This window comes from Sporosarcina luteola (assembly GCF_023715245.1).
In the GTDB taxonomy this organism is placed as follows: domain Bacteria; phylum Bacillota; class Bacilli; order Bacillales_A; family Planococcaceae; genus Sporosarcina; species Sporosarcina luteola_C.
Map to the genome: position 1 here is coordinate 745,866 of NZ_JAMBNV010000001.1, position 12,411 is coordinate 758,276.

At 46.3% G+C, this 12,411-nt stretch carries 11 protein-coding genes; 8 read left to right on the top strand and 3 right to left on the bottom strand.

The genetic code is table 11. The features are described from left to right. The first annotated feature begins 126 nt into the window (after positions 1 to 126). A complete protein-coding gene (locus M3152_RS03405; RefSeq protein WP_251693790.1) occupies positions 127 to 546 on the top strand; it encodes a hypothetical protein in 420 nt (139 codons plus the stop codon). 84 nt (positions 547 to 630) lie between these two features. Continuing rightward, a complete protein-coding gene (locus tag M3152_RS03410; RefSeq protein ID WP_251693791.1) occupies positions 631 to 1,215 on the top strand; it encodes a hypothetical protein in 585 nt (194 codons plus the stop codon). Positions 1,216 to 1,361: 146 nt separating this feature from the next. On the opposite strand, the gene M3152_RS03415 is transcribed toward M3152_RS03410, so the two are convergent. Continuing rightward, positions 1,362 to 2,594, bottom strand: a complete 1,233-nt coding sequence (locus tag M3152_RS03415; RefSeq protein WP_251693792.1) for a cytochrome P450 — start codon at positions 2,592 to 2,594, stop codon at positions 1,362 to 1,364. 84 nt (positions 2,595 to 2,678) lie between these two features. Then, positions 2,679 to 3,611 (bottom strand): LCP family glycopolymer transferase, encoded by a 933-nt coding sequence (locus M3152_RS03420; protein ID WP_251693793.1) that lies wholly within the window; start codon positions 3,609 to 3,611, stop codon positions 2,679 to 2,681. 175 nt (positions 3,612 to 3,786) lie between these two features. Between M3152_RS03420 and M3152_RS03425 the strand changes: the two genes are divergently transcribed. Then, complete coding sequence (locus M3152_RS03425) at positions 3,787 to 5,283, top strand: class I adenylate-forming enzyme family protein (protein WP_251693794.1); 1,497 nt, start codon at positions 3,787 to 3,789, stop codon at positions 5,281 to 5,283. A gap of 155 nt (positions 5,284 to 5,438) precedes the next feature. Further along, the gene (locus M3152_RS03430) at positions 5,439 to 6,830 is read left to right on the top strand and encodes a S41 family peptidase (RefSeq protein WP_251693795.1); all 1,392 of its coding nucleotides are present in this window, start codon (positions 5,439 to 5,441) and stop codon (positions 6,828 to 6,830) included. Between the two features lie 21 nt (positions 6,831 to 6,851). On the opposite strand, the gene sda is transcribed toward M3152_RS03430, so the two are convergent. After that, positions 6,852 to 7,049 (bottom strand): sporulation histidine kinase inhibitor Sda, encoded by a 198-nt coding sequence (sda, locus tag M3152_RS03435; RefSeq protein WP_316044280.1) that lies wholly within the window; start codon positions 7,047 to 7,049, stop codon positions 6,852 to 6,854. A 301-nt stretch (positions 7,050 to 7,350) separates the two neighbouring features. Here sda and M3152_RS03440 point away from each other — a divergent pair, with 301 nt between their 5' ends. From M3152_RS03440 to M3152_RS03455, 4 genes are all read left to right on the top strand, one after another. Further along, entirely contained in the window at positions 7,351 to 8,454 is a 1,104-nt protein-coding gene (locus M3152_RS03440) for a CdaR family transcriptional regulator (RefSeq protein WP_251693797.1), read from the top strand. Positions 8,455 to 8,650: 196 nt separating this feature from the next. Then, positions 8,651 to 10,063: an FAD-linked oxidase C-terminal domain-containing protein gene (locus M3152_RS03445; RefSeq protein ID WP_251693798.1), complete on the top strand. Its 1,413-nt coding sequence runs from the start codon at positions 8,651 to 8,653 to the stop codon at positions 10,061 to 10,063. Then, on the top strand, positions 10,056 to 11,384 hold the full coding sequence (locus M3152_RS03450) for a (Fe-S)-binding protein (RefSeq protein ID WP_251693799.1): 1,329 nt from the start codon (positions 10,056 to 10,058) through the stop codon (positions 11,382 to 11,384). The genes M3152_RS03445 and M3152_RS03450 overlap by 8 nt, the downstream gene beginning before the upstream one ends. A 1-nt stretch (position 11,385) precedes the next feature. After that, positions 11,386 to 12,405, top strand: a complete 1,020-nt coding sequence (locus tag M3152_RS03455; RefSeq protein WP_251693800.1) for a DctP family TRAP transporter solute-binding subunit — start codon at positions 11,386 to 11,388, stop codon at positions 12,403 to 12,405. The last annotated feature ends 6 nt before the right edge of the window (positions 12,406 to 12,411 follow it).

Consider the following 12,411-nt stretch of genomic DNA (forward strand, 5'->3'; position numbering starts at 1 on the left):
GGTTTTACTATTGGTTTGCATCTCTTTTTTTTAATAGCGGCAAGTGCCGTTCCAGAAGGTAGTTTTTTCTTTTGGCTCCCTATTAATCTAGGGATGGAGGCTTTAATTGTTTTCCGTGTACTTACGATGTGGAATCGATACAAGCACGACACAAAGCGTTACTATTCCATCCAACTGTATTGGATGCTTATTGGGTTCTCGATTTTTACGACAATGCCTTTTGTAAGAATGAGTTACGGAACAGTGATTTTCTGGCCACTATTCATTGGTACTTTACTACTCTTCCTATTGGGACACCTTTTGAAAGAGAGGATAGGTGAAGTCTTTGTTAATCCGCGTAAGATAAAGCAACTAGTAATGTGGCCAACAGCACTTGCGGGAATTGTCCTCATTGGTATTGCGATCATGGCAATTCTACGATTTCAATCAGTGGATGAGAATGTTGGATTGGTTGTCTTTGCATACATGCTCGGCGGATTTGCATTATTCATTGCAACCCCATTTTCACTAACGGAAGAACAGTTCGAGGAGCTGAAGAAGAAATGAAAGAGAAATAAATTGAACGAGTAATTTCCCTTTGTGGAAATACAGGTAAATGATACGTGAAAAGTTGGTTGGGAGTCGTGGTCAATGGGAAATCCATTTAAAGTAATGATAATGGGGTATCTACTGCCTTTATTTACAGCAGTGGTAGCGCTGCTCATCCCTGAATATGATCAGCAATACATCAAATGGATAGTGGCCGTGTTTGTCTTATTGTTGTTGCTGCCGATTGTATTTTCACTCCGATTCACAGCTAATAAGAAGATAGCGTATAGGTTGACGATCGCGTATCAACTATACGCTTTCACCTTCTTTGCAGCATTTCCATTGCTGAAAGTGTTGAAGGGAAGTATCGTTATTCAATTGCTGTTAGTCGGTTTGTTCATCGGCATTTATTTTTTGGCGATATTCGATCAGCGGACGGAAGTGCCAATTGTTTTTCCTGATTCAGATAAGAGAAAATGGCTTGCGATTCCTTTTTATGCGATACCCGTATTTCTTGCGGTTTTCGGCTTTGGAGGAGATCACAGAGTTGCAAGAAGATTTTTCGAGACGCATGGGTATGATTTCGCGATGACTTATACTTCAATAATTTTATATTTATTTGCTTGTTGGCTACTGTTCTTGTTCACCTCGCTGGCGTATAAATCCCTTGTGAAGAAAGTGGAGTAGTCTGGTGAATAGCAAAAGATGAAGGGAAGTATTACATTCTCCTTCATCTTTTTTATTTTTCGTACTATAGGCGGTTTCAATGGTATATCAGGCAGTCGCCTACTATTTAAAACTTCAACATATTGGACTCTGACAACTCCGCATTATTATGTGATTTTGATGACCATCCGACTTGCCGGCAAGGTGGGCATGCGTGTCATGTTAATCGACAAATCCTGATCCTGGACGACTGTATAGTCAAGTTCATTCACAAGGAAGGAAAGACTCGCCTTTATAATCGCGACGGTTACATCTTCCCCTGGACAGCGGTGTCCCCGCGCAGGATCTCCGCCGCCTTGTGGTACAAAATTATAGGGGGTCACTGTCTCTTCTAAAAAACGTTTAGGATTGAACAGTTCTGGGCCATTCCAACTCTTCGGATCGTGATTCGTACCATAAATATCAACGAGCACCGTGTCGCCCTTGCTGAATTGATAACCTTTCCATTCAAAATCATGCCGGACCATTGCGCCTAGGAATGGTGTGAATGGGTAATAACGGCGGACTTCCTGGGCGAACGCCTCCAAAAACTTATCATCAGCACGCAATGCTAAGCGATGCTGTGGATATTCGTGAAGAGCAAGTGCGCTAAAAACGATAAACCGAGCAACTGCTACAATCGGGCGAATAACGCTGATCAATTCGACCGCTGCGATTTGTGCATCCAACAACTGCCCATTGTCATCGCGGTGAGTTGCGATGACCTCGAGTGCATGATCGACACCTTCGACAGCCCCCGAACGGTACTTTTCTATTAATAAGCGGATCCACTCCTCTGTCCGTTTCCGCGCATTCCTGCCTTCCCGATATCTCGGCCCAACTCCTCCAAATGCATCAATCAGCGCTCCAAAATCATAAGCCCGTTGTGCAACTTCCGAGTCCTTTAATGGCACACCTGCCCACAAGCAAGCAACTCGGCATAAGACTTCCTCAGCCTGGTCGAATAAAATTACTTCCTGACCGCTCTTCCATTGATTTGACTGTAATCTCCATTGCTCCAATGTCAGTTGGTGAACTCGTCTAATACCAGCCTCTGTCATTAGTAATAAAAACATCAGCTTCCGGACTTGGTGAGCGTTCCCATCAAGCGTCTGCACGCCGCCTTCCCCAAACAGTGACTTTTGAATCCGCTTCGGAACAGCCCCAGATCGTTGGAAACGAGATGTATCATAGAAAAGCCTCACTGCCTCAGGACCTTTCATACACGTCATCTTTTTTCCCATAAGTCTCGTCTGAAAAATATCGGTTCCAAGTTCGTCAAACCGATTTCGCATAAAATGATAACCTTCCGTTAATAAATCAAAAGTATGATCAATACCTTTGTCCACAGGTATTTGCATTTGTTTTCCAACTCCTATTCACAGTGTGCTACTGTGAATATTCCCTGTTTGAGAATCATTTAACACGAGAAATTGGATTGTAAACTATTCCATTCCCAAATGTGCTTTCAGTTCCGTCTTCACTTCCTCTAGCTCTCCAGAATCCATCATATAATACCAGACCCCGTCCATCCGTTTCCCTTCGCCTTTTTCAAACCTGATTTGTTCAACGGACTTTGCGGCGTTCCGGTAATTTTTTTGCACTTCCACCATTTCGTCGAATGTCATATTTGTCCGAACATTATTGCCGATCGCTTCAAAAATACCTTTGTATTTCATCAAGCTTGAAAGCTTTGCGCCCTTTTGCAAAATCCCTTGAATGACTTGCTTCTGCCGATCTTGCCTACCGAAATCACCGCGCGGGTCATCCATACGCATCCGGACAAAGGCTAGTGCTTCCTCTCCATTCAACGTCAGTTCACCTTTCGGAAATGAATGTTCATCCACAGTAAAATCAAGTGTATTTGTAACGGAAACACCACCGACAGCATCAATGATCCCTTGGAAGCTTTCCATATTCACTTGAACGATATAGTCTATCGGTATGTCGAGAAAATTTTCCACGGAGGCGAGTGACATTTCAATCCCGCCATAGGCATAAGCATGATTTAATTTATCGTCAAATTCCATTCCGACAATCTCGCTGTACGTATCTCGAGGGATGCTCAGCATTTTTGTTGTGTGAAGTGTCGGATTGACTGTCAGGACGATCATCGTATCAGAACGGCCCTTGTCACCTTCCCTTTCATCCACACCTAATATAAGCACGGAGAAGGGTTCTTTCTTATGAAACACGACAGGGTCATCCCTTTTCTCCGAGAAGACGCGCTCCATCGGCTCATGGATCTCTTTCGCCGTTTCTGTCAATTCTTTTACAAAGAAAAGCGCATAGCAAATGACGCCTACCACCAGGAAGCAAGCAATCCCGCCAGCCCATAACAACAGTTTCTTATACGACTTCTTCTCGACTTCCGCCATTTTGCTCTCCCGCCAGTCATTCAGAATAAAAAATAATATACCTTAGCAGTTTACGCGAAGAATAAAAGAAATAGACACATCTGTTGTTATCTGAATATTAATTATATAGCTTGTAATCTGAAAAATCGGTTGCTAGAATATAAGTAAATAACGCAATGCAAAGGAGAGAGTATCCATGTTCATGACAAATGTGCTGGGGGATTATGCAAAACAGCAGCCGGACAAAGTTTTCACATCATATAACGGCAGGGAGTGGACCTATGGCGAGTTTTATGAAAAAGCCATGAAGGTGGCGGGGCATTTTCAAGCGGAAGGCTATGAAAAAGGGGATATCATCGCGCTTTATTCGCTGAACTCCGATCTCTTTCTTGTCTATTATTTCGGCATTCAAATGGGTGGCTTCACCGTCATGCCGGTCAATACGAAACTGGCGCCGCCGGAAGTGGAGTTCATCTTCAATCATTCAGAAGCTAAAGCGCTAATTTACGATGAAAGATTGGGAGACATTGTCCAACAGTCTAAGCATTCATTCCAAGAGAAACTGTCGATACAAGAAAATATGGAGAACTTGTTTGCAGGAGGAGCGGATGAGTTTGAGCCAATGGAGCCCACTGGTGAAGACACGGCGGTCGTCATGTATACATCCGGAACGACAGGCAAGCCGAAAGGGGTTATGCTGACCCATCAGAATATCATTTCGACTGCGGCTATCTGGTCTGAGGCGATGGCAATTACAGGTGAGGATAGGATGCTTATTTCAACACCATTATTCCATTGCGCCGCCTGCCATGTTTTCATGATTCCCGTCACGTATAAAGGAGGGACGGTCATCATCGAAGAGGCGTTTTCTCCAAAAGGTACACTGGATTTATTGCAAAAAACCGCCCCGACCATGTTTTTCGGCGTGCCGGCCATGTATACAATCATCTTGAACTTGCCGGAAATAAAGAAGCTCGAACTGCCATCCCTTCGCCTGTTCGGGTACGGAGCTGCGCCGATGCCGTATGAAATATTGAAGAAGCTGAAAGAGACGTTCCCGAATGTGAAGGTGCAGAACCTATACGGGCAGACGGAAAACTCGCCAGCTGCCTCCACACTGAAAGATCATCTCGCCCTCAAAAAAATCGGCTCGGTTGGTGAAGCGCTGCCACAGACAGAAGTTCGGATCGTCGATGAATTCGGAGAACCGCTTCCGACCGGGCAAGTCGGGGAAGTCGTCATGCGCGGTCCGCAAGTGATGAAAGGCTATTTGAAAGACGAAGAGGAGACAAGACGGGCAATCAAAAACGGCTGGCTCTACACAGGCGACCTTGGTCGAATGGATAATGACGGTCTGCTCTATATCGTCGACCGGAAGAAAGATATGATCATCCGCGGCGGCGAAAACGTCTATCCGGTGGAAGTGGAAGAAGTGCTCTATCAAATTCCAGAACTCTTTGAAGCGGCAGTTGTCGGTGTCCCACACGAAGTGTTAGGCGAAGTTCCGAAAGCATACGTAGTCGTGAAGGAAGGGGAGACCCTCACCGAGGCCGACGTAATTAGCCATTGCTCAGGCAATCTTGCTAACTATAAAATACCCATTGAAATCGAATTCCTCGATGAACTTCCGCGGAATGCGTCAGGTAAGGTGTTGAAACATACACTAAGATCCGGCATGCACTCGACAATATGAACAACTAGTCATTCCTCAACGAAATGAATAAGTAGTTAGAAAACACACCGCATCAGCCATGATAGGGGTGTTTTTTACATTCGAAACACTACTTACGAATTAAGTCAGAAGGTAGTATAATAGTAGGAACTCAATTCAGAAAAGGGGAACCCGACTTGCTACGTAACCAAATGAAACGATTCTTTATGCTATTCGCCATCCTATTCGTCATGCTGCCAATCCATCAGGCTGCAGCCGCTGCAGAACCCATCGATGAAATTCGGCAGCTAATCAAAGACTATTATGTTGATGATGTTCCCGCCTCGGTATTATCAAGAAGCACCGGAAAAGAGATTACAAATGGTCTTGATCCGCATTCCGCTTACATGTCCAAGCTGGAGTACGAAGCCTTCATTAACGGAATCGAGCAACGCATCGTCGGTATCGGCGTCGTACTAGAGGAAAGCGTGAACGGTATAAAAGTGATTTCCGTCATTAAAGATGGTCCTGCTTTCAAAGCTGGCATAGTACCCGGCGATATCATCACGCATGTCGGCGGGACTTCTTTGATAGGTAAGTCCGTACAAGCGGCAGTCCCTTTGATCAGCGGTACAGAGAACACAGACGTCTCCCTTACAATAGAACGGGAAAAGACAGAAGAACCGGTAAAAATGACAATACGTAGGGCGGAAATCCACTTGCCGACAGTCGAGTCTGAAATGCTTGGCGGCAATATCGGCTACATCCGATTGAATAGTTTCGCTACCGATTCCGCCCGTGACATGGGGGACGCGATTCGTTCACTTAAAGGTGCTGAAGGTTTCATTGTTGATATCCGAAACAATGGAGGCGGCTATATTACTGCAGCACAGGAAATTGCTGGCTTTTTCCCTGGAGTCGAACAGGCCTTCCAACTTCGCGAGAAAAATAAGAAGCCGGCAATTTATCCTTCCGTCAATCAGAAACAGAAAATTACCGGTCCCGTCTCATTGCTCATCAATGAATACAGTGCTAGTGCATCCGAAATGCTGGCCGTCAACTTGAAGGAGCAGAAAGCTGCTACGCTGTATGGAGAAAGCACATATGGAAAAGGGACCATGCAATCGATGTACGCCTTTAACGATGGCAGTGTATTAAAAATGACGACTGCCCGTTTTTATTCGCCGAAAGGCATTGCTGTGGATAAAGTCGGTGTAACACCCGACATAAAGACGCGGGAAAACGAAGAATTGATAACTGCGCATTACGAGCAGCTACTTACGCAATATAAAGACTATGCCAGATACCCTAAATTGGAAAATGTAAAGACGACGAAGAGGTTCACGGTCAACATGACGAAGGAAATGGATTGGCGGCAACTTGGAAACAAATCGGCCCAATTGATTGAAATTGGTGGAAAAGAGAGCAATGTCCGCTTTGAAGTGAAAGATGGCAAGACAATCGAAGTGATTCCTGAAGCACCATTGCTTTCAGGAAAAAAGTATGTGCTGATCATCCATCCTGTTTGGATGGGTAAGAAGGGAAAGGCATTGAAGAAAGGGATCTATCTGGATGTGACAGTAAAATAGAAGGGAATGAGAGCTTGTCCGTCAATGAATGGATGGGCTCTCATTTTCTATATAAGCGGATTCCTTCCCACACTTTGGGGAATGCTTTGAGCGTCTTCGGATTTCATTTTCCAAAAGCTTGATGAAATGGGGGCAAAGGTTCAGCGCAATCGCTTTTTTATACGAATCCATTAGAAAATCATCCGGTATACTTAACAATTTGTGTCTCCTCCTTGTCATCAAATCGTTTCCGGTTGCATATCTTGAAGTTTGGCTGTATTTACCTTACCAAATTTCAATTGTGAGAACAATCGTTCCGATATCCACAGTTGAACGTGGATAAGTTGTGGTTAACATGTTTGTAAGCCGCCCAAGTCAATGGGCGACCGGTGGATGAAGTGGACAAGGTTATCCACAGAATGGGGAAACGCGAAATTTGTCGAAAGATTTTTCCGGAAAGTTAATTTTCGCACTATTTTACATTGAAGTTTCGACTGAATTCCCATACGATTAGATGAAAAACAATTGGGGGAGAGGAAAAGTGTTTCAATTCGATACGCTTGGCCAGGAAATTGTGGAAGAACTCTCCAATTTGATACAGGAACAAGTGATTCTTACAGACCGACGTGGTTTCATTCAAGCAAGCACCGACCCTGAGAGGATCAACCAATTCCATGAAGGCGCGCTGCTCAGCTTGCGGGAGAAAAAGATCCTCCATATGACGGAGAAGGAGATGGACCTTTTGCGTGGCGTCCGAAAAGGGGTCGTCCTGCCGATCGTAATTGAAGGGGAGCCGATTGCCGTGCTCGGAATAACGGGCGATCCTATGCATATCCATCCGCAGGCGCAACTCATCCTGCGAGTTGCTGAGCTTTTCATCCAAGATGCGATGAAAAGGAAGCAGAAAGAGGAAAAAGTGCGCGACATTGAATTTTTCGTGTTCGATTGGCTCACCTCGACAAAGAAAGATGGACGCTTTCGTGAAAGAGGGGCGGTGCTCGGCATCGAAGTGAGCCTATATAGGCAAGTCGTCGTCATTGAAGTGATGAACACGGAGGACCAATTCACAATTGAAGAAGTGGATAGCTTCATGTCCAATCAAAACATCCACCCCGATCTAAAAATGATCCGGTGGGGGCAAGATAAGATCCTCCTGCTGTTGCCAGACATGAATCAGGACATATTAAAGAGCGAACTGGACTATTTCCTTTTATCCATCAAAAGAAGGAAAAAGATTATCGTCGCGGCCGGCATTGGCGGAAAGATGGAGTACTCCGATTTGTCCAAGTCGTTCATACAAGCGGAGCGGGCGGCGAATGCTTCGAAAAAGCTGAAGCGGGTCCTGTTTGAACACGAGCTTCGTTTCGAGCTAATCCTGCAAAGCATCGGAGAATCGACCCGCAAGGAATTCGTCGAGCGGACGATTGCACCGCTGCTTGGGGACCCTGACCTCCTGCACAATCTCCAAGTTTGGTTCAATGAAAATCAATCGATGCAGAACACAGCGAAAAAACTGCATATCCATAAAAACACTCTTTCCTATCGTCTGCAGAAGGTCGAGCAGCTCACCGGACTTTCCGTTTCGAAAGTTCATGATGTTCTCCTCCTTTACCTTGGCATCCGGCTGCTAGACGAGATGAAGTGAGGGGGTCCCTTTTGAATAATAAATTCAAAAGGGGCCTTTTTATATGCCATACTATTCAATATAATTAGTGTTTTTTGTTTGCATAGACAAAAATATGTCGAAATATAACACAAATGTTGTGTATGCACCTATATCATCCCAATCGTTGCACTATTAGAATTAAACAAAGAATTAGAATTCGAGAGGAGGCTGCTGCATGGATGTGCAAGTGTTAGAACGATTGATTGCCATCACGGGTAGTGCTCATGCGAGGACATCGACAGCGCAGAAGCTCGCGTATTCCTATGATGCGACCGCCAATTTTCAGGCACTGCCGGATATAGTCCTTTCTCCTGCTTCAATCGAGGAAATTCAAGAGATTGTGAAAGTGTGTGCGGAGTACGGGGTTCCTATTGTCTCCCGGGGATCCGGGACGAATCTTGCGGCGGGAACGACACCGACATCCGGCGGCGTGGTCGTTTTATTCAACCGGATGAACCGGATTTTGGAGTTGGATGTAGAAAATTTGACGTTGACGGTCCAACCTGGTGTCATCACACAGGCTATTAATGAAATGGTTGCAGAAAAAGGGTTGTTTTATCCGCCCGATCCGAGTTCGATGAGCATTTCGACGATAGGCGGAAATGTGAGCGAGAATTCCGGAGGCTTGCGCGGTTTGAAATATGGCGTCACCCGTGATTACGTGAAGGCATTGAAAATCGTCCTGCCGAGCGGGGAGCTGCTGACAACAGGCGGAAAGCTTGCGAAGGATGTAGCGGGATATGATCTGACAAGCTTGTTCGTCGGTTCGGAAGGGACGCTCGGAATCATCGTAGAGATTACATTAGGTCTGATCCCTGCACCCGAGACGAAAAAGACGCTGTTAGTATTCTACGACACGCTTGAAAAGGCGGCACAGACAGTTTCATCGATTATTGCGGCAAAAATCGTGCCTGCGACACTTGAGTTCATGGATAAAGGAACGATCGAAGCGGTCGAGGAGTTCATGAAAATTGGCTTGCCGACGAATTGTGAAGCGATGCTGCTCATCGAACAGGATGGTGATCCGGCGGTTGTCGACAAGGATATGGAGCACGTCCACAAACTATGCATGGAACATGGCGCCACGTCGACGCAGCTGGCGCAGACTGTTGAAGAGGCTGCGCAGTTGAGCATCGCACGCCGGGTCGCTTTGTCGGCGCTCGCAAGGAAGCGGCCGACGACAATTCTTGAGGATGCAACCGTCCCGCGCTCCGAAATTGCGAAGATGGTGAAGGCTGTCCAGGAAATCGCGTTGAAATACGATCTGCTCATCTGCACATTCGGACATGCGGGAGATGGCAACTTGCATCCGACCATATTGACAGATGTGCGGGATGATGCAGAAATGGCTAGAGTGGAAATGGCGTTCGCAGAAATCTTCGAACAAGCGATCAAACTTGGCGGAACCATTACAGGTGAACATGGAGTCGGGGAGATGAAAGCTCCCTATTTGGAATGGAAGATTGGCAAGGCAGGGATGGACACGATGAGAAGCATTAAATTGGCAATCGATCCGCTCAATATTATGAACCCGGGGAAAATATTCGCCAAGTCGACGAAGAAAAGGGTAGTGGTGCAGCATGAGTAATGCACAAGCGGAGCTGATCCGACACTCATTCGTCACCCATGTCGATGAAAACAGGCTGATGGATTGCATGCGCTGCGGATTCTGTCTGCCGGCCTGTCCTACATATATCCATTCCGACTATGACGAAACCCAGTCGCCTCGAGGAAGAATCGCCTTGATGAAAGCGGTGCGCGACGGCAATGTCGAATGGGACGGGTCCATCGAGGAGGCTTTCGACTTATGCCTTGGCTGCAGGGCGTGCGAACCCGCTTGTCCCGCAGGTGTCCAATACGGAACGCTCATCGAAGAGACGCGCGAGGCGGTTCTTTCCGTCAAATCGCAGTCATTTAAGGAGAAGGCGATCCGGAAAGGTGCGTTCGACCATCTTTTCGCTGACCAGCGGAAAATGAAGACCGCTGTGAAGCTAGTGACATTCTATCAGAAAACGGGATTGCAGAAAATCGTGCGGAAAGTCGGATTCCTCGAGCTCTTCCCGCCATTCATGAAAGAGATGGAAATGTCGCTGCCCGACCCGCCGAAGAAGCGGAGGGCACTAGAGACGCCAACCGAAAAGAAAACAAAGGTCGCCTTCTTCGCGGGCTGCCTCATGGATACGATGTTTCAGGAGACGAACCGGAATACGATCGAACTGTTGAACATGCTCGGCTGTGAAGTGGTCATTCCGAAAAATCAGCAATGCTGCGGAGCTTTGCAAGGGCATAGCGGTGAAATGGAACGGGCGAGAAGGAACGCGAAAGCGAATCTGGAAGCATTCGCCCTCAAAGGTATCGATTATATCGTCAACAATGCCGGTGGTTGCGGGGCATTCTTGTCCGAGTATGACAGGCTGTTTGAAGAGAATCCGACGTTGCATACATTGGCACGTCAATTCGTTGAAAAACAGATTGATATTTCCTCGCTGCTCGTGAAGCTTGGCATTGTGGATGAGCTGGTGAAACAACCGCCGACCGAAGCAACTGAAATCGTCACTTACCAGGATTCGTGCCATTTACGAAATGTGAACGGTGTGAAGGATGAGCCGAGGGAGATTTTGAAAGCAGCCAAAGGCAGTTTATTTGTGGAAATGCCCGGTGCGCATTTATGCTGCGGTTCCGCAGGTATCTATAATTTACTTCAACCAGAAATGGCATCACGGATTCTCGGTTCGAAAATGGAAGAGGTGAAACGGGTTCAGGCAACGACGATCATAACGACGAATCCAGGGTGTCTGCTTCAAATGAAAGTCGGCGTAGAAAGGGAAGGTTTGTCCGGAACTGCCCGCGCGCTGCATGTAGTCGATTTTATTCACGAAAAAATAATAGGAACTAATGGAGGGAAATGAAATGAAGATGAAAAAGGGAAGAATTTTAGGTGCAATCGGGTTAACCGCAATGCTTATGCTTGGTGCATGTTCAAAAGATGATTCAGGCAGCGCATCGAGCGACAAAAAATACAATTTGAAAATGTCCGTAACGGTGAATGACTCATCCACTTGGTACAAAGCAGCGGAGAAACTCGCCAATGACATGAAGGATGAAACAGACGGCAGGGTCAATATCGAAGTGTTCCCGAATGAACAGTTATCGGGCGGGGACCAAGGGAAAGGTGTCGAGCTACTGGCGAAAGGGCAGACCGATTTAAGCTTGCACTCCACAATTATTTACTCCATCCTTGATGACCGATTCGGGGTTCCGAGTGCTCCATTCCTGTTCAGTGAACATGCGGAAGCGGATAAAGTGTTCAGTGGCAAGGGCGGTGAAATGATCGGTGAAATCCTTAATGAAAAAGGCGTAGAATTGCTTGGATTTGGCGAAAACGGCTTCCGTCAAGTGACGAACAGCAAGCATGAAATCAAATCGCCTGCAGATATGAAAGGCATGAAAATCCGTATACCAGGCATTAACATGTACACGGATTTGTATCGTGCATTAGGTGCGGACCCAACGACAATGGCATTCTCTGAAGTGTTCACATCACTGCAGCAAGGCACAATCCACGGGCAGGAAAATCCGATTGACGTCATCCATTCTTCCAAGCTGAATGAAGTCCAAGATTATTTGACGCAATGGAACTATTCATATGACCCGCTAGTGCTTGGCATTAACAAGAAGCTATTTGACTCGATGAGCAAGGAAGACCAAGAGCTGTTCAAGAAACTCGGAAAAGAAGCCGCGGCTTACCAAATCGTGCTTGCACGCGAAAAAGAGTCGAAGCAAATTGAAGAGTTGAAAGCTGCCGGCATGCAATTTTATGAGCCGACTGAAGCGGAAATGGAAGAATTCAAAGCTGCTGTTCAACCGCTATACGAAAAATACAAAGACATCTGGGGCGAAGATTTGCTGAAAGCGTTCCAAGATCAATAAGTGGAG